Raw genomic sequence first — 18,592 nt, 5'->3', positions numbered from 1 at the left:
CCGCCAGCATAACCGCGCTTGCCAAGAGCAAAGACCGGCGCAAAACCGGCTTGGACATCCGGCTGAAACCAGTGGTGGTTGACGCTTTCAACCGCATATTATTCGCTCCGCTCGAATGTCATCATAGCGGCTGCGGGGCTTAACCCCGCTCCGCGCACTTCTATCCGCGCCTGCCCCGGCGTGCCCGTACCGCGCAAGATCGCGAGCGCGCGGCCGCGCCAACTCCGTCCCGTAAGGGACTGGAAGCCGCCGTGCGCGCGCGGGTCGGCGTTGCCGAACGCCGCAAGAGTTACCGGTCCGGCCAACGAGATGGTCAAACCGCTGTCGGCTGTCTGAACCGTTCGCCCCTTGGTATCGACCAGATCGATACCAACGTAGCGCACCTCGCCGATCCCAGACCCACCGATCGCCTTTTCCGATGAAAGGCGGATGGCAACCGCGGAACCCGTCGTTTCCAGCGACCGACGAGCAAGTTCCAGACCATCCCGGAAAGCGATAATCTCAAAAATGCCGGGCGCGTAGTCGACCTGTACCTCGGCACGAAGGCGATCCACCGCCGTAATCGCGTGGGTCGCGACGATGCGGCCGTTCAGCCGCAGTTCGATCCGGTCGCCAACGGTGTAGATCCGGACCGTAAGGGCCTTTCCCTCGAAGCCCGGCCACGTCCAGCTCTGCCGCTCGTCGGACCAACCCCAGCGGCGGATCAGTTCGACCTTGCCTGAAGCTACCGGCGCCTGCACCGCAATCTCCAGCGGACTGATCCCCCACAGGACGTCGCGCGCAAAGGAAGCTGCCTTCCGCCCGCCGATCAAGTCGATGTCGCCGCATTGCGAGACTATTTCCGGCCACGCCGGCTGTGCCGCAAGGGGGCTTGCGGCCTTTGAATCGACCAGAGCGCTGCCGCCGATCCCCGCCTCGCCCAGATAATCCATCGCGGTCCAGACGAAATCGCCCAGCAGCCACGGCGATCGGTCGGTCAGCTCCCAGATCGCGAACATGTCCTTTGGGAAGCTTTCCGACCCGTAGATGATCCGTTTTGGAAAGCGCGCATGATCGCGCTCGTACAGGTCGAATTTGTAGTTGTAGCCTACCACGTCGAGGAACACCGCGCTGGCCTCGTCGGGCAGGCCTGCGCGACCGGGACGAGCCGTCTGCTCGGTCGGGACCACGAGACGCCCAGCGAAATCGTTGATTGCAGCCGTGACGGGGCGGCTTGGATCCAGCCGGTGAACCTCGTTCGCCAATCGCCACTGCGTCGCGACGCCTTCGGGCAGGTTCCGTTTCGGTATCTCGTTGCCGATGCTCCACAGGATGATGCTGGGGTGGTTGCGCGCGCTGAGCACCATCGTGGCGAGATCGGTCTGCCAGTGCGCGTCGAAATCGACCGAATAATCCTGCTGCAGCTTGGGCGCGCGCCAGGCATCGAACGCTTCGCAGATCACCAGCATCCCCTGTTCGTCGCACGCGCGCAGGAACGCCGGCGAGAACGGGTTGTGCGAGGGGCGCACCGCATTGTAACCGCGTGCCTTCATCAGCGCCACCTTGCGCCCCTCGGCCGCATCGAAGGCGGCGGCGCCGAGCAGGCCGTTGTCGTGATGGACGCACCCACCGCGCAGCTTGGTGGCGACTCCGTTGATCGTCATGCCGGTATCGGCATTGAAAGCAACGATGCGGATACCGAACGTCGTCTCCGCGTGATCCAAGATATGCGCACCACGGCGTAACTCGGTTTCGAGCGTGTAGAGCGTGGGCGATGCGGGCGACCACAGGCGAGGGGAGCCGATCGTCGCGAGCTGCGCCCCGTCCGATACGGCACGGACCTGCCGGGTCCATATGATCCGCCCTCGATCGTCCTTGATGCGCAGGGCCAAGTCCAAGTCGGGATCGATATTCTGTAGCCTGGTCGCGATTTCGATCGATGCGCCGGCGTCCTCGATCCGGCGCGTCGTCACGCCGATGCCCCAGCGGGCGATCCGGGTCGGCTGCGCGAACACGTCCAGCCAGACGTGACGATAGATGCCGGAGCCCGAATACCAGCGGCTGTTCTGCCCAAGATTGCGCACGCGCACCGCGATCACATTGTCGCCGTTCGCCGACAGGTATGGCGTCAGGTCATAGGCGAACGGCATGTAGCCGCTGGGCTGGCCGCCGAGATGATGTCCGTTCAGCCACACATCGCTGTCGCGGTACACACCGTCGAAACGGATTTCCGCGCGTGAACCCGGCATCGGCCGGAGGTGGAAGCGCTTGCGATACCAGCCCTCGCCACCCACTGAAAAGCCGGTCGCGACCCCGCCCGGGGACGCCTTGTCGAACGGCCCGACGACACCATCGGAGGGCACCAGATCCTCGATGCTCCAGTCGTGCGGGAGATCCCCCCGCCGCCAACTGTTATCGTCGAATCCGGGCACTTCCAGCCCGGCACCTTCGCCCCGCCGGAAACGCCAGCCGCTGTCGAACGGCTGCGCGCGGCCCGGCCCCATCGCATCGGCCCACGGGCGTCGCGCAGAGCCCAGCGTCGGTGTCAGCAAGGCAGCGGAAGCACCGGCTCCTGCCAGCAGGATTTGCCGCCGGTCGGCCTCGATGGGCCCGGCGCTCACAGCACGGGCCACTGGCTACGCGGAAGGCGAAGCAGTTCCGCGTCGATGGCCGCCACAGTCTTCTGGTCGATGACGCCGTAATTGACGAAACTGGAAACGGTCATGTTGCTCAGGATCGGTTGCAATGCCTGGACCAGCGCCTGGAAGACGGGTGCATGCCTGAGCACGATCGCCCATGCCGTCGGCGCGCTCATAAGCTCGACGAGCGACACGACATCGCTCCGTAGTTCCGACGGGGGAATCGCGACGGGCTGCTCATAGGCGGCCGCAGGCGGATAGACCGGCGCTTCCATCACGCCCCCCGCCTCTGGAATGGGGTCGGCGCGCCGGGCACCGTGCCGGTTCGCTCTGTATAGTTCATAGTCCGTCCTTGCATGGCTCGCGCCCGGACGCCCACGTCACGGCATTGGCCAGCATCTCTCTGTGCAGGGGCTCGGAGTAGGTCTCCGCCGCATGCCCCAGCGCGGAATAGAATGCGCGCCCCCTGCCTATGCAGTGCGTCCATATGATCGGGTGGTCGCGGCCCATCGCGATATCGTCCAGGAGAATTCCCCTCGGCCGGTAGCTCGTCTCGTCCAGTGTCGCGAGCACGCGATAGCCTTTGCGGCGCACCGACCGATCGAACGAATACCACTCGTCCGCCCGCACCCAGGTGCGCGGAAGCCGGGCCATTGTCGGGTGGGCGGGATCCTCGATCCGAATGCTCGCCGTCTGGAACTCCGGGAACATCGTGTGCGATGTGAACTGCGCGCCGATCAGATCCTCGACATACCAGCGCCAGCGATAGGACATATCCCCCCCGGCACCATGAATGCCGACGAAACCGCCGCCCTGCTCGAGATAGGTGCGGAACGCGCTACGTTGTGCAGCGGTCAGCACATCGCCCGATACGCTGTTCCAAACGACCGCATCGAAGCGCGCCAGTTGGGCGGGATTGAACACCGCGCCATTTTCGGTGAGCACGATGCTCCACTCGCGCTGGCGCGCCAATTGCCTGAACATCGCGTTGGCGGCGTCGATCGAAGCGCCGTCGCGAAACCCGTTCGTCTTCGAGAAAACGAGGATGGCCGGCGACAGCATCGTTACCGGCAACGTGGGTGGCACGGTCTCGTAGACGTCGAGCCCGTGAAACAGCCGATAGGCGATCGGCGCGGCCAGCAGCGCGAGGACGATCACAATTGCGAGCAGACCGGCAACGGCCCACTTCAGCATACGACCTACCCTCACCCTTTTTCCTTGCGCCCGCCGTGGTCGAAGAAGCCTCATTTTGCGGGTTTGAGCAGGCTGCGGGAGTCCATCCAGGCAAGGAATTCGGGCATCATCATCGTCGTCGTGGTGCCGGGCCGGCCGAGGCCGAACGCATGATCGCCTTTCTCATAGGCGTGCAGTTCGACCGGCCGGCCCGCCGTCCGCCAGCTCTCCACGATCGCGAATCCCTGCTTGCCGAACAGGCTGTCGTCCATCGCGATCGCGGCGAACATAGGCGGCGCGTCGGCAGGAACTTTGGTCGCCGCCATCGGCCCATAGATATAACCGATGAAGGCGGGCCGCGCAGCGACGTCCGGCACCGTTGCAGCCTCGCGGGTTGCGACGGCGCCCGCCGAAAAACCCATCAGGCCCACGCGCGCGGGATCGATCTTCCATTTCGCGGCGCCTGCCCGCACCAGCTTGATCGCCTGCAAGGCATCCGCCGTCGCGAGCGGCTCGTTCAGCGGCAGGGATTTGTCCGGGCCGGCCATGGCCGCCATGAAGCTCGCGATCATCTTTTTTGAGAAGGCCGCTTCGTCTCCGGGTGTCTCGTTCGGCCGGTACTTCAGCACGAACGCCGCGATGCCGTGATCGGCCAGCCAACGGGCGATCGGCCAGCCTTCGACGTCCAGCGACAGGAACTGGAACCCGCCTCCCGCGACAACCACGACGGCTGTGCCGGTCGCCTTGCCCGGCGCAGGGAGGACGGGCGTGATCGTCGGATCCGTGACGTTGCGAACGACGCGGTCGCCATTCATTCTGTCCCAGACCTCGGGTTCCTTGCGACTCTCCGATCCTGGCGCCTTGCCTGGATAGAGCGGGATCGCGGCGGCATCGATCGGGGCGACGATACGCGAGAAAGTCGGTATCTGCGACGCGTTCGGGGTAGTTTGGGCATGCGCCGCCGTGATGCCCGCCGCGCTCAGTAGAAGAATTGCCGGCATTCGAAAGTCTATCATCTTGAAACCACCTTTGTGCAATTGCGAGGCCGGGCTACCGCATCGCCTGCGCGATCGCACGATCCGCCACGGCGCGCATCTTCGCATAGCCTGCCGAATTGGGGTGCAGATCGTCATTGGTATAGGCTGCTGCCATAGCGCCCCCTGCGTCCCGCAGCGCCGATGATAGTCGGCGAAGGATATCTTTCTCTCCGTAGCAAGCCGGCTCAATTCCGCCGACCGCGCCTGCACCCGTATCCTAGTCGCTTTCACCAGTCGTGACCTCGATGCCATTCTCCGCGTCGGCTCAGCGCGAGCCGAACGTGTAGCGCAGCGTGACACCCAGCTCTCGCGGCAGGGTCCGGTTGACCAGATCATAACCGGTCGGCGCCGCGAATGGCGCATAGAGCGAGTTCAATATCGGACGTGCGGTCAGCTCCGTATCCTTGTTGAAGACGTTCTTGGAATAGACACCGAGTTCCCAGCCCGCCTCATTGCTCGCAACCCCGGCAAACAGATCGAGCAGCGCGTAGCCCTTCGTCGAACGAACGGATGTGCCGTAGTTCGGATTGCGATCCTGACCGTTGAGCGTGAAGCGGAAATAGCCATCGACCGAGCCGAGCGGCTGGAGATATTCGCCATTGACGGTGATCTGGAACGGCGGCGCGGAATTCAGCGTCTGCCCTTTAATCGAAGGACAGACGTTGATCGGATTGGCTGCCGTGATCGGACGCGATGGATCGTTGCACGGCACCTCGCCGCCTCTCGATTTGATCTTGGCATAACTCAGATTCGTGCTGATCGAGAGATTGCGGATCGGTTTCGCGTAAATCTCGACCTCCACACCGCGGACCCGCGAGTCGACATTACTATAGAATGCCAGGCTGGTCGAACTGATGTTGCCGCTCACTGTGTTGAAGTAAGGAACACCTTCGAATTGGGTCAGCTGATCCTTATAATTGATCTGGAAGATGTCGGCATTGATCCGGAGTGCACGGTTTACCGTCGTCTTCACGCCAATCTCATACGATTTGGCGGTCTCAGGTCGCGGGATCAGCCGGTTGCTCGGCAAACCGTCGTTAGCGATTGCCGGCAGGCCCGACCGGAATGAACTGCCTGTCGTCGCATAGACCAGAATGTCATCGGTGAACTTATGCGACAATGAGATATTATAGATCGTCTTCTTATAGGTGGGATTGAAGGCGGATGACGTGTTGCCGATCCCGGCAGGAATATTAAAATCGCAGAAGCCCGGATAGGTGCTGTTTACCAGGCCAGTGACGAAGACCCCGGGTATGCCGGCACAAGGCAACCCGCCAAGCGCGGACAGGGGCGATGCCACCACAGCGGCCGCACCGGTCACGACGTCGAGCGTGACCGGAACCCTGTCCTTGATCCGGCGAACGCCGGCACTCAGCTCCGTTCTCTCGCCGAGGTGGACCTGGAGGTTGCCGTAGAAGGATTCGGTGCGCTGTCCGATGCCGATCGCCGTATCGGCGTTCAGGATATAGCGCGAGACGGGGCTGCGAACCACGCCCGGGAGGGTGCCGGGCGCGCCGAAAGCACCTTGCTGAAACACCGGCGAACTGACGGCGAGGATGCTCCCCGACCGCTTCAGGAAATAGCCGACATCATAATCGAACAGCGGGATTTCGCCGCGTATCGAGGAAAGACGAAGTTCGTGGATACTGAACTTGGGTATCCCATTCGCCGGGCCGCTCACCTGGTAGGGCTCGAAGCCGGGGAGAACATTGGCGAAGTCCTGCCCGTTCCGATCCGCATGGCTACGATTGATCTGACGACCGAAGTTATAGCTGAGCCGCTGCCCGAGCACATCCCAGCTGGCATTGGCGGTGACCAGATCCACGTTGCCAGCCACGTAGTTCGGGAAGTCCTGCACCGACTTGCGATCACCGATCGTCAGCGCCGGCCCGTTGAAGTTCGCGGGGATGCCGAGTGCTGCAAACCCCGGACTACCGGAGCCGCTGACCTGATTGAAGTAGCGTGTCGTCTGGCGCCGCAATTGATACATGCCGGTGAAGCTCAAGGTATCCGTCGGCTCGAAGCGCGCGGTCACGCGCAGATTCTTGCTCAGGTATCGGGGATCTATCGTGCTGTTCACGCTATGCACGCGGTTGACGTCGCTTCGTTCCAAGTTCCCGGCGACGCGAATGGCCAGCTTGTCCTCGATAACCGGAATGTTGACGGCACCTTCGATGCTGCGATGCCCGCCCGAGCCATACAGCCCTCTCACATAGCCGCCGATCTTGTTCAGGTCGGGCCGGTGAGTCGTTATCGTGATGGCGCCCGAGATCGAAGGCGCGCCGCGCGTCGTGCCCTGCGGACCGCGCAGCACCTCGATCTGGCCGATGTCGTAGAGCGACTGGAGCGACTGGGCCGGATCGAACGGAATTTCGTTTACATAGACTGGAATGGCCGGCGTCCCCGAGCCGGCTGCCCAACGCACGCCGCGCAGGACGATCACCGGATCGGAAGGCCGGTCGATGTTCAGCTTGAGGCCCGCGGCAAGCTTGGTCAACTCGGTGGGTGACGTGATCGCCAGTTTCTGGATGGCATCGCCCGAAACCACTTGAACGCTAACCGGCACGTTTTGCAGATTCTCCGCTTCGCGTCGAGCGGTGACAACGATCTCGCCGAACCCCGCTTCGTCCACGGCACGCTGCGCCTGCGCGGACGTCGCCGCCGAGGCTGCTGCGGCGTTCGGCGCGACTACATCCTGAGCCCAAACCGCCGAAGGTAGAGATAGTGCCGATGCCGCCGATGCGAGGCACGCCGCCTGAATCGACCGGCGCGATACGATATGTGCTTGGTGCACTTTCATTCTCCCCCCAAAGTCAGCAGCCCGTCTTGACGGCCGTCGGTTCATCTGATCTTTCGGAAACTTGGTTCCCGTGGCGATTTGCATTACTGGTGGTTCATTCCACTTATGCTGTCAAGATGACAGTTTTGGTGGTTTAGCAGCGAAAATGTGCTGCTCGGCGGCCACGATCCGCTAAAGGGCAGGTGTCGTGGTTCGATCGGGCAAAAAATGGCAATCTGCAGCCCGAGAATCACCGGGCTGGAGGACGGACGGAATGGGAGGATGGAAATCGTAACCGATACTTTCACCAAAGGCGAGGCGACCCGCGCCCAGTTGATCGCAGCGGCGATGGAGCTTGTTCATACCGAAGGCGTCGGTTCGATCACCGCGCGAAGGTTGGCAGATAAGGTCGGTTTGAAGCGACAAATCGTGCATTACTACTTCGGTACTATCGATGATGTCCTCATCGAAGTGATGCGCACAGGCTTCAGGATAGCTTATCAGGCGATCGCGACGCAGTTGCTGTCCCGCGACCCCATCGACGTGATATGGGACCAATTTTCCAGCACGACGCCGGAGTCGGCTGAATTCCTCGCGCTCGCATTGCGCAAGGAGACGTTCGGCAACGTCGCGCGCGAATTCGCCCACGAGTTGCATCGGCTTTTCGGTGACGCGATTGCGTCGGACTACCAGCGCCGAGGGCTCGATCCTCCAGCCCATCCGGCCGCCCTCGCGCTCATCCTCCAGGCAACATCGCAGGCCCTTGGCTGGGAGGCCGCACTGGGATTCTCGAGCGGGCACGAGCAGGCGAAGGCAACGTTGAACGCACTTCTCGGGCGCAATTGAGCGCCCACCATTTCTCAAGGGACCTGAAGGACCCTTATACGACTCGCAGCTTGGCAGACTTGAGAGAAGTCGAACTCGCGCCCGCGGAAATCGTGAAGGCGCCGGGCTCGACGGTCCACCTCATGTCGATATCCCAAAAGGCCAGCGCATCCGCATCGATCTCGAAGTGCACGGTTCGCCTTTCGCCGGCCGCCAGGGTCACCCGCTCGAAGCGCTTGAGTTCCAGCACCGGACGGGGAACCGAGCTGACCTCGTCGCGCAGATAAAGCTGGACGACCTCGTCCCCGGCGCGCTTACCCGTGTTGGTCACATCGACCTCGACGACCACCTTCTCGCCGACCTTGATCTCGCTCGCCGACAGGCGCGGCTCGGATATGTCGAAGCTCGTATAGCTGAGCCCGTGGCCGAACGGGAACAGTGCTGCGGGACCGCCCTCGACATAATTCCGATTTCGTGCCGACGGATGGCGATTATAGTAGATTGGGAGATCGCCTGAAGACTTCGCAATGCTGACGGTGAGTTTGCCGCCGGGGTTGATCTTTCCGAATAGAAGATCGGCAACCGCATTGCCTCCTTCCTGTCCAAGATACCAGCCCTCGATCAGGGCATTGGCTTTCTCCGCCAGCCGGGTGATCGCGAGCGGCCGCCCGTTCAGCATCATTGCGACGATCGGCTTGCCGGTTGCGATCATCGCCTCCACGAGCGCGTCCTGATCGCCGAACAGTCCGAGCGTGCTGCGATCACCCTCGCGGATCGCCAACACCGCCTCGCGGGTGACGGTCGTGTTATCGCCGAGGACCAGCAGGATGAGGTCCGAACGCTGTGCGACGGCGACCGCCTCCCGGATACGCGCCGCGTTCGCCTCGGCGGAAACCCGTATCACTGCCGGCCCGGCGAGCAGGCTGAACGCGCCCAGGCTGTTGCCGGTGTCGGGATCGGTGATGCGGACTCCCTCGGCATATTCGATCGAAGCGGCAGCGCCAGCAGCCCGCAGCCCCGCGAGCACGCCGACCGCTTTGGCGTTGACCCCGGAATAGCCGCCGAAGATCGGCTCTGTGGCGTTCGGGCCGATCACCGCCAGCCTTACATGTGCGCTAGGATCCAGCGGCAGGAGGCCGTCGTTTTTGAGCAGGACCAGACCCTTTTGCGCGACCTTGCGCGCCAATGCGATATCGGCAGGGAGGTTTATGCCACGCTTCTGCCGCCCGGCATTGACATATGGCTGCTCGAACAGGCCCGCCTCGAACTTCAGCGCGAGAATTCGGGCTACTGCGGCATCAAGCAGCGTTTCGGAGATTTTGCCTGCGCGGATGAGACCCGGCAATCTCGCATAGGCTTGGCCGTCGGGCAGTTCCGCGTCGAGCCCCGCCTTCAGGGCCAGCATCGCTGCCTCGTCGTCATCGGCAGCCACATGATGGTCGCCGACCAAATTGGCGACGCCGTTATAGTCGCTGAAATAGGCTCCTTTGAAACCCATCTCCTCGCGCCCCATGCCCTGCAGCAAATGCCGGTTGCCATGCGACGGGACGCCTTCGACCTCGTTGTATGAGGGCATGATGATGGCCGGATCGGCCGCCTTGATCGCCATCGCGAACGGGACGAGATAATTTTCGCGAAGATCGCGCTCGCTCGCATTGGCCGGTGCGGTATTCAGGCCATTCTCGGGAACGCCGTGGACGAAATGCTTGAGCGTCGCGAAGACTCGATCGCGCTGGAGCGGGCGGGTGCGGCCCTGCAAGCCGCGCACGGCGGCGATGGCCATCTCGCCGACGAGATATGGATCCTCGCCGAACGATTCGCCCGAGCGACCCCAGCGTGGCTCGCGCAGCAGATCGACGACGGGCGCCAGAACGACCGTTGTCCCCGACAGACGTGCTTCGCGCGCGGCGACGGTGAAGGCCTGCTCGACCAGTTCCGGATCCCAGCTGCTCCCCATCGCCGGAGGACTGGGGAACACGGTTGCACCGTCGCAGACGAAACCATGCGCCGCCTCCGAATGGAACAGCGCCGGAATGCCGAGCCGCGTCCGTTCGACGTGAAAGCGCTGGATCGCGTTCACCAGGTCCACCGTCTCCTCTGCTCCACGCCACAAGGTAGTCGTGATCCGATCGGTGCCGACCGTATCCTGAGGCATACCGACCTGGCCGATGCCCTGGGGAATGACCTTGAGCGCGTTCTCCGGCGAGAAGGCACCGCGACCGTCCAGTATCTGACCTTTGTTGAACCAGAGACAGCGTACCTGCCCCACCTTCTCCTCCAGCGTCATGCGGCCAAGCAGATCGCGGACGCGATCCGCGATGGGTGCCTTGGCATCCCGATAAGAGAAGCGGACCTGTGAGAACGCCGGCACCGCAACCGCCACCATGGTTGTGGCAAGCAAGGTGCGTCTGGTGATCGTTCGGTTCGACATTGTGTCGCCTCTCCCCGTATTGACGCCGCTCGACCGGCGTTTGCTGTGCTCTTGGAATACCCATACGAGAGTTGCGAGGCAAAGCGCCAATTGCTAAAGACGAGCGCGTTCACTTCGGCCCGGCGCGGCCTTCCCAGCTCGTCGGGTATCTGCCACCTGGCATCTGCCGAGGATCGGCGCTCCCCTACCTAATTGCGCAATCGGAACGGAGGTTGGAGCATGATCGGAGTATCGCGACGTACTATCCTAAAGGCGTCGGTCGCCGGAACAGCGCTGATCGCATCGCCGTTTCGCGCCGCCTCTTCTCCGCAGCCATTCGCACCGGGCACGGTGTCGTTCGATCAGGATTGGAGATTCCTACTCGGCGATGCGCAGGGGGCGCAGCAACCCGGCTTCCCCGATGCTCGCTGGCGCGCCATCGATCTGCCACACGACTGGAGCCTGGAAGATCGACCAGCAGTGCCGCGTGAAGCCACGGGCTGGGTGCCGCCCGTCGCGCTGGCCAACCCCTATGAAAGGCCCAAGGGCGCTCCCACCTTGTTGCCCCAGGTTCCTATCGGCATACCGATAGTTCCCGCCGCACGTGCAGGCGGACCGCCGCTACGGATCGGACCGTTCGATCCCGAAGCCAGCGGCGTGGGCTGGGCGACCGGTTGGGTCGTCGGCGGCGTCGGCTGGTATCGCAAGCGTTTCTCGCTGCCTGACTTCACACCCGGTGAACAGGCCGAAGTGATCTTCGACGGAGCCTACATGATCGCCGAGGCCTGGCTCAACGGCGTGCCATTGGGCCGCAATGTCAATGGATATCTGCCGTTCACTTTCGATATGACACCGCATCTTCGGCAGGACGGCGCGAACGTGCTCGCGGTGCGCGTGGCCAATGAGGGTGCGACTGCGCGTTGGTACTCCGGTTCGGGTCTGTATCGGCACGTCTGGCTGCGCCGGACAGGCGCTGCGCGGATTCCGGATCACGGCGTGACAGTGAGGACCGTGGCCGCTGACCGGCAGCGTGCGACGCTCAGTCTGAACGTCGAAATCGAAAATCGCGGTACGCCCCCCAAGTCGATAGAGTGCCGCATCGACATCGTGGATGATGACGGCCGTAAGGTCGCCTCGACGACAGAAACGGTCTCCGTCGCACCAGCTGGAAACGAGCGCATCACCGTCGAGATGATTGTGGATCGCCCGGCGCTCTGGTCGCCCGAGACACCCCATCTTCACTACGCCGAGGTGACCCTGCTCGCCGATGGCCGGCTCTCCGATCGGCAGCGTCCGCACTTCGGCATCCGCACCTTGCGCGTATCGCCGGAGGCCGGGTTGCTGATCAACGGCAGGAGCTACAAGCTGCGCGGCGCGTGCGTGCATCACGACAATGGCATACTCGGCGCGGTTGCGATCGATCGGGCGGAGCGCCGCAAGGTCGAAATTCTAAAGGCGAACGGGTTCAACGCGATCCGCTGTTCGCACAACCCATTCTCGCCGGCGTTCCTGCGCGCTTGCGACGAACTTGGCATGCTCGTGCTGAACGAGTTGTTCGATACGTGGGAGCAGGGCAAGTTTTCGCCCCAGGGTTACCAAAATCATTTCAGCGAGCATTGGCGGAAAGATACCACGAGCTGGATCCGACGTGACCGCAACCATCCGAGCGTCGTCTTTTGGAGCCTGGGCAACGAGATCCCCGAGGTCAGCGCCCCGCGGGGGATCGAGATCGCTACCCAGATGCGCGCGCTGATCCTTGAGCTCGACCCGACCCGCCTCGTCACCAACGCGCTGACACCCGGCGGCATGGGCAAGGATGGGCGGGCCGCGCGCAAACTGCTCGACGTGGCAGGCTATAATTACGACTATGCCCGCACGGAGGAGGATCATGCCGCGGACCCGACGCAGATCTTCGTCACGACCGAGAGTTTCGGAAGCAACGCCTATGATATCTGGCAGATCGCTGACAGGAACCCTTGGTTCTTGGGTGATTTCGTGTGGAGCGGGATCGACTATATCGGCGAAACCGGCTCGGGCTCGTCGCGGCTCGTCAAGGTTGGCGCCAAGCCCGATCCCAGCAAGAATTTCATGGGCGCCGACGTCTCCAATCTGTTTGTCTGGGATTACCCGGCCTATCAATCCGGCTGCGGCGACATCGACCTGATCGGCTTGAAGAAGCCGGCAAGCTATTATCGCGACGTCGTGTGGAGGCGCAGCCCGATCGCGCTGTTCGTCCAACGCCCGCTTCCCTCCGGGATGGAGGAGGCAATATCCAATTGGGGCTGGCATGACGAACTGGCGAGCTGGACCTGGCCGGGGCAGGAAGGCAGACTGATGACGGTACGTGCCTATTCCCGGGGCGATACCGTTGCATTGCTGGTGGACGGCAAGGAGATCGCGCGCAAGCCCGTGCGTGCCGCCGACAAGCTCAAAGCGGTTTTTACGATTCCCTATGCACCGGGCGCGCTCACCGCCATCGCCTATACAGACGGCAAGGAAGTCGGACGCAAGACGCTGCACACGGTCGGCGCCCCTGCCCGCCTGAGATTGCGCGCCGAACAGGCATCGATCGGCCATGGACCGGATGAGCTCGCCTATCTGATTGCCGAGGTAACGGACGTGCGCGGACAGATCGTTCCGGACGCGGCGGTGCCCGTCAAGTTCATAGTCGCGGGCGCGGCCCGGCTGCTCCGCGCGGGCTCCGCCAATCCTTACGGAATAGAGAGCTTCCAGAATGCGGAAACGCGCACCTTCCATGGCGTGGCGCAGGCGATCCTTCAGCCGACCGGCTCGCCGGGCGAATGCAGTGTGCGGGCTGGCAGCACGGGATTGCTTTCCGATCCGATAAGGATCCGGATTGTCTGAGCCGGCGCGAAGCGCGCGATAGTCCATGACCTTATGGGAGGACCGCAGATGAGTGATGCCGACAACACCCTCGCAGTCGTCACAGGTGCGGCCGGTGGGATGGGGCGCGCCATCGCAGACGCTTTCGCTGCGGAGGGCCGCCCGCTGATCCTGAGCGACCTCCTTCGCGAACCGCTCGAAACGGTGTCTTGGACGCTGAGCGGGCATGTCTCGACCGACCTTGTGTCGGGAGATTTGACGGCGGACGAATATCCGAACCGATTGATCGCGGCCCTGAAGGGGCGCCGGATCGGCGCGCTGGTCCACACGGCTGGTGTATCGCCGTCGATGGCGGATGGCCGGCGGGTGTTCGCGATCAACTTTACCGCGACCAAGCGTCTCGTCGAGGCACTTCTGCCCAGCATGGCTCAAGGTGGAGTAGCAGTGCTGATTGCCTCCAACTCTGGACAGATCCTCAGCCGCCCGATGTTCGACAACGCCGTCAGGAAAATGCTCAGGGGCAAGAGCCCGCTAATCGCCCGTCTGATGCTCCGGAGTTCGCGGACGGCTTATCCCCTCTCGAAACGTGCCGTTCAGCTCTACGCCCAAGCGATGGCGCCGGCGTTCGGCGCAGCAGGTGCGCGCATCGTCTCGCTTTCTCCTGGCATCATAGATACTGATATGGGCAGGCTGGAATATGAAGCCGGGCCGGAGATGCAGCGGATGATCGACGTGACGCCGCTTGGACGATCGGGCAGGGCCGAAGAGATTGCCTCGGTCGTGGCCTTCCTGGCATCGCCCAAAGCAAGCTATATCAGCGGCACGGACATATTGGTCGACGGCGGTACGATTGCCGGCATCGAAGCGGCGGGCGGCGTGATGAAGCTGCGCTGAGGGCGCGGGCACATGGCGGCTCCTCATGTCCTCGAAGTAGCCTATTCGTCCGGCGAACCTAAAGTATCAGGATCGCCGGGAGGTCAACCGCCGCCGCCGCCTCGTATAGCGTCGTGGAGACCGTTACTCTTTCGGAAGGTGAGTCATTCAGCTTCACCTCGGCCTAAAGGACACGATGAGCGCTCTCCTAAAGGATCTCGCCGACAAGACGCGGCGCGGTCTGCGCAGCCGCGTCGGGCAGGTAAGGTCGGCGGCGGCAATTCCTGTTTGACCGCGCTGACGTATATCAACTCATCCCGATGTTCTCGTATAAGAACGATCGGCATTTGAGTCCCGTCCGCATCGTGGAAACGAGCGGAATTCAGATCATGCAGAGTAGTCGCCCGGAGTTTCGAGCGTCAGCGGGCAGCCCACTAAGCTGCACCCCATTGCCTAGGGCAACAATCCAAGACACTACCGCAAAACAGATCGGGAGAGGCTGGATGATGTGGAAGAACGGGCGGACATTCGTTCTCGCCATGGCAATCATGCCGATCTGGCATGCGCAGGCCGACCCACTTCCGCCGTATCGCGATCCCGGCCAGCAGCTCGACCGACGCGTCGACGACCTCATCCAACGGCTGTCGCCTGCCGAGAAGATCGCGCTGTTGAGCACCTCCGCGCCGGCGATGCCGCGCCTCGGCATCCCGCCGTTCAATGGCTTCAACCAGAGCCTGCACGGCGTCGTCTGGACGCGGCCGACGACGATGTTCCCGGCGCCGATCGCGATGGCTGCGACGTGGGACCCGAAGCTCGTTCACGACGCCTCCGCTGCGATCGCCGACGAGGCACGCGCCATCGCGAATTTGTGGCCAACGGTTGTGGGCGACGACCGGCCGAGCCTGCTTGGCATGCGCGTAACGGTGACACCCGCTGGCGAGAAGTACGGCCACAACGGCCTGCTGTACCGCTCGCCCGTCATCAATCTCGCGCGCGACCCGCGCTGGGGGCGGATCTGGGAGGGGTTCGGCGAAGATCCGTGGCTGAGCGCACGCATGACGGTCGCGTACGTGCGGGGGATGCAGGGCGATGATCGGCGCTACTTGAAGATCGCGGGCACGCTGAAGCACTATCCGCTCAACGACGAGGAGCGGGACCGCTCGTCCAGCAACGTCGTCGTGAGCGAGCGGATGCTGCACGAATATTATCTCCGCCCGTTTGAAGCGGGCGTGGTGGAGGGCGGCGTCGCCTCCGTGATGTCGTCGTACAATGCGATCGACGGGACACCGGCAGCCGAGAGCGCGCGCTTCCTGACGGGCATCCTGCGCCGCGACTGGGGCTTTGGCGGCATCACCGTGCCCGACTCGGGCGCGGTCGAGAATATCGTTCGCAAGTTCGGCGCAGAACGCGACATGGACCACGCGGTCGCCCGTTCGATCTCGGCTGGCACCGACCTCGATACCGGGTCGTTCACCGCCTATGCGTCCGCCGCGCTCAAGGCGGGCCTGCTCGACGCGCGGCAGGTGGATGAGGCGGTGCGTCGCATCCTGCGCGTGCGGTTCCGGCTCGGCGAGTTCGATCCGCCCGGGATGGTGCCGTACACGAAGATCCCGGCCAGCGTGATCGACTCGCCAGCACACCGAAAGATCGCCTTGCAGGTGGCGCGCGAGTCGATCGTCCTGCTACGCAACGAGGGCGGCCTGCTGCCGCTTGACCGGGCCGGGCTTCGCGCGATCGCGGTGATCGGGCCGATGGCGGCGACGGCAATCAAGGGCGCGCAATATACTGGGCTGGCCTCCAGTTTTCCGACCAATCTGGACGGCATCCGCAAGGCGGTCGGGCCGGCGGTGCAGGTGTTGTACGCACGCGGCAGCGGTGTCGTCGAGAGCGACGATCCCGAGGCGAGCATGAAGGAGGCCGAGGTTGCAGCGCGTAAAGCGGATGTTGCGATCCTGTTCGTCGGCACCAACGACACGATCGAGCGCGAGACGCAGGACCGCACCGTCCTCACGCTCCCGCCCGTGCAGGGCGAGCTGATCAGGCGGGTGAAGGCCGCGAACCCGCGCACCGTATTGGTTCTCCAGAACGGCGGCCCGGTATCTCTGGCGCCCACGCAGATCGAGTATCTCACCGGTTATATCTTCCCCGGCGAGAAGTCTGCGGAAGCGCCGGCTATGCTGGACATGTTCTGGGCTGGCGAGGAAGGCGCCACCGCGGTTGCGAACGTGCTGTTCGGCGACACCAACCCGGCCGGGCGGCTGCCCTACACCGTCTATCGTTCGGACACCAATCTGGTGCCGATGAACGAACGCGACGTCTCCAAGGGCGCCACCTACCTCTATTTTCGCGGAACGCCCGAATATGCCTTCGGGCACGGGCTGAGCTATACCAGTTTCGGTTATTCCAAGTTGGCAATCTCCGGACATGAGGTGCCGCAGCGCCCGGTGCAGGTGAGCGCGGAAATCGCGAACACCGGTCAGCGTGACGGGGACGAAGTGGTGCAGGTCTATGTCCGCGACCTCGCGGCGAGCGTGAAGCGGCCGAACCTGCAACTCGTCGCCTTCCAGCGCGTGTCGCTGAAGGCAGGGGAAAAGCGCACCCTCACCTTCTCCGTCCTGCCTCGGGATCTGGCGTATTGGAACGACGGCACCAAATCCTGGGCGCTGGCGCCCGGCGCATACGACGTGATGATCGGCAGTTCATCGCAGGACATCAGGCTGAGAGGGCAGTTCCGCTCCTCCGTCGAGGGCAGATGGGCAAACGGGAGTGAAGCGGTGCCAATCCGGCGGCAGGACCTGTGATGATCGATAAGTTCCCGGTGCGGCGCGTCGGCCGGTTCGTCGGCACCGGGCTGCTGGCGCTGCTCGTCGCGTCGCTGGGCTACGGCGTAATGGGGACGTTACTGCCAGCGATCCCGTACCTGTCGGCGGGGCAACTGCTCACAGCGTTCTTCGGGCCGTGGATCGTCCTGCTCTCGCTTGCCGCTTCGGGCCTGGCTGCGCTGTTGTGGCGCCGCCGCCGCCGCAAGCGGCATCTGGCGATTGCAACCGTCGCCATGATGGCCGCGATCGGCGGCGTGGTGATCGTCGCCGCGCAGGTCGGCGCGATCCGTGCGAGCGGCGTCGGTGTCGATCTGGCGAGCAGCCTCCGCCTTGGATCCCCGACGAATGGCGGCCCGGCTCCGACGATCCGGGCGTACGGCCGGTACGAGGGTGATGCGCTACCGCTCGCCATCTACCGGCCCGCCGGGCCGCTCAGGCGACCGGCGCCGGTCCTGGTCTATGTGCATGGCGGCGGGTGGACGTCCGGGAGCTATCGGCAACGGGATGCCGATATGCAGTGGTTCGCGGATCGCGGCGTGCTTGGCGTATCGGTGGAATATACGCTGTCCACGGCGGACCGGCACCTTTGGGCCGTGACGCAGCCGCAGATCGGCTGTGCGCTTGGCTGGATCGGTGCGAATATCGGCCGCTTCGGCGGCGACCCGGCGCGCGTCGCGATGATCGGCGAGTCGGCGGGCGGGAACCTCGTTATCAACGTCGCCTATCTCGCGAACCGGCATGCGCTGCGGCCCGCCTGTCCCGGCACGCCGCCGCATGTGTCGGCGGTGGTGGCACTGTATCCGGTGATCGATGTCGCCGATTTCTACCGCAACGACGGGTTCGGTTTCCCCCTCTCCGCAAAGGGCATGGCTTCTGCCTACACGGGAGGGACGCCTGCCCAAGTTCCGCAGCGATACGCCGCGGTGTCGTCCGCCACGCCCATCAGCGCTGCGGCGCCCGCAACGGTGCTGATCGTCGGCGCGCGCGACAGGCTCGTCCCGACAGGACCGGCCTTTGCGTTCGTGCGCAAGGCGCGGGAAGCGGGAGCCGACGTGCAACTCGTCAGCGTCCCTTATGCGGGCCATGCCTTTGACTTCCTGAGCGGCAGCATCAACAACCAGCTTACGCGCAACATGACGATGCGGCTCCTGGAAGGACACGGTATGGCACCGTGAAGCGCGATCGACGGCATACCTGCACGGATCGCGCCA

At 63.7% G+C, this 18,592-nt stretch carries 11 protein-coding genes; 5 read left to right on the top strand and 6 right to left on the bottom strand.

All coding sequences use genetic code 11. The features are described from left to right. Positions 1–98: 98 nt before the first annotated feature. From FOY91_RS10600 to FOY91_RS10580, 5 genes are all read right to left on the bottom strand, one after another. Entirely contained in the window at positions 99–2,600 is a 2,502-nt protein-coding gene (locus FOY91_RS10600) for a glycoside hydrolase family 2 TIM barrel-domain containing protein (protein WP_145151232.1), read from the bottom strand. Next, positions 2,597–2,893 (bottom strand): hypothetical protein, encoded by a 297-nt coding sequence (locus FOY91_RS10595; RefSeq protein WP_145151229.1) that lies wholly within the window; start codon positions 2,891–2,893, stop codon positions 2,597–2,599. Before FOY91_RS10595 ends, FOY91_RS10600 begins: the two co-directional genes overlap by 4 nt. A 64-nt stretch (positions 2,894–2,957) precedes the next feature. After that, a complete protein-coding gene (locus FOY91_RS10590; protein ID WP_162527209.1) occupies positions 2,958–3,812 on the bottom strand; it encodes a ThuA domain-containing protein in 855 nt (284 codons plus the stop codon). Positions 3,813–3,862: 50 nt separating this feature from the next. Then, the gene (locus FOY91_RS10585; RefSeq protein ID WP_238995497.1) at positions 3,863–4,924 is read right to left on the bottom strand and encodes an alpha/beta hydrolase; all 1,062 of its coding nucleotides are present in this window, start codon (positions 4,922–4,924) and stop codon (positions 3,863–3,865) included. Positions 4,925–5,093: 169 nt separating this feature from the next. Beyond that, the gene (locus FOY91_RS10580; protein WP_162527208.1) at positions 5,094–7,622 is read right to left on the bottom strand and encodes a TonB-dependent receptor; all 2,529 of its coding nucleotides are present in this window, start codon (positions 7,620–7,622) and stop codon (positions 5,094–5,096) included. Between the two features lie 267 nt (positions 7,623–7,889). On the opposite strand from FOY91_RS10580, the gene FOY91_RS10575 reads away from it, so the two are divergent. Beyond that, on the top strand, positions 7,890–8,453 hold the full coding sequence (locus FOY91_RS10575; protein ID WP_162527207.1) for a TetR/AcrR family transcriptional regulator: 564 nt from the start codon (positions 7,890–7,892) through the stop codon (positions 8,451–8,453). Positions 8,454–8,487: 34 nt separating this feature from the next. Here the strand turns inward: FOY91_RS10575 and FOY91_RS10570 are convergent, their stop codons facing one another. After that, positions 8,488–10,863 (bottom strand): glycoside hydrolase family 3 N-terminal domain-containing protein, encoded by a 2,376-nt coding sequence (locus tag FOY91_RS10570; protein ID WP_145151216.1) that lies wholly within the window; start codon positions 10,861–10,863, stop codon positions 8,488–8,490. A gap of 219 nt (positions 10,864–11,082) precedes the next feature. Here FOY91_RS10570 and FOY91_RS10565 point away from each other — a divergent pair, with 219 nt between their 5' ends. The 4 genes from FOY91_RS10565 to FOY91_RS10550 all read left to right on the top strand — a co-directional run bounded on the left by FOY91_RS10565 (position 11,083) and on the right by FOY91_RS10550 (position 18,556). Continuing rightward, positions 11,083–13,707 carry a glycoside hydrolase family 2 TIM barrel-domain containing protein gene (locus FOY91_RS10565; RefSeq protein WP_145151212.1) on the top strand — a complete coding sequence of 875 codons (2,625 nt, stop codon included), beginning with the start codon at positions 11,083–11,085 and terminating at the stop codon, positions 13,705–13,707. Positions 13,708–13,755: 48 nt separating this feature from the next. Continuing rightward, a complete protein-coding gene (locus FOY91_RS10560; RefSeq protein WP_162527206.1) occupies positions 13,756–14,580 on the top strand; it encodes an SDR family NAD(P)-dependent oxidoreductase in 825 nt (274 codons plus the stop codon). A 482-nt stretch (positions 14,581–15,062) separates the two neighbouring features. Next, a complete protein-coding gene (locus FOY91_RS10555) occupies positions 15,063–17,360 on the top strand; it encodes a glycoside hydrolase family 3 C-terminal domain-containing protein (protein ID WP_162527205.1) in 2,298 nt (765 codons plus the stop codon). Beyond that, entirely contained in the window at positions 17,360–18,556 is a 1,197-nt protein-coding gene (locus FOY91_RS10550) for an alpha/beta hydrolase (RefSeq protein ID WP_145151203.1), read from the top strand. Before FOY91_RS10555 ends, FOY91_RS10550 begins: the two co-directional genes overlap by 1 nt. The last annotated feature ends 36 nt before the right edge of the window (positions 18,557–18,592 follow it).

It is taken from the genome of Alterirhizorhabdus solaris, from assembly GCF_007785815.1.
GTDB classification, from domain to species: Bacteria; Pseudomonadota; Alphaproteobacteria; order Sphingomonadales; family Sphingomonadaceae; genus Alterirhizorhabdus; species Alterirhizorhabdus solaris.
This window is presented reverse-complemented; position numbering and strand designations above follow the sequence as displayed.

Coding starts and splice junctions, on each gene's coding strand:
- FOY91_RS10575 (WP_162527207.1), top strand. CDS start 7,890: ATGGAAATCGTAACCGATACTTTCACCAAAGGCGAGGCGACCCGCGCC.
- FOY91_RS10560 (WP_162527206.1), top strand. CDS start 13,756: ATGAGTGATGCCGACAACACCCTCGCAGTCGTCACAGGTGCGGCCGGT.
- FOY91_RS10590 (WP_162527209.1), bottom strand. CDS start 3,812: ATGCTGAAGTGGGCCGTTGCCGGTCTGCTCGCAATTGTGATCGTCCTC.
- FOY91_RS10565 (WP_145151212.1), top strand. CDS start 11,083: ATGATCGGAGTATCGCGACGTACTATCCTAAAGGCGTCGGTCGCCGGA.
- FOY91_RS10555 (WP_162527205.1), top strand. CDS start 15,063: ATGATGTGGAAGAACGGGCGGACATTCGTTCTCGCCATGGCAATCATG.
- FOY91_RS10595 (WP_145151229.1), bottom strand. CDS start 2,893: ATGGAAGCGCCGGTCTATCCGCCTGCGGCCGCCTATGAGCAGCCCGTC.
- FOY91_RS10570 (WP_145151216.1), bottom strand. CDS start 10,863: ATGTCGAACCGAACGATCACCAGACGCACCTTGCTTGCCACAACCATG.
- FOY91_RS10550 (WP_145151203.1), top strand. CDS start 17,360: ATGATCGATAAGTTCCCGGTGCGGCGCGTCGGCCGGTTCGTCGGCACC.
- FOY91_RS10585 (WP_238995497.1), bottom strand. CDS start 4,924: ATGACGATCTGCACCCCAATTCGGCAGGCTATGCGAAGATGCGCGCCG.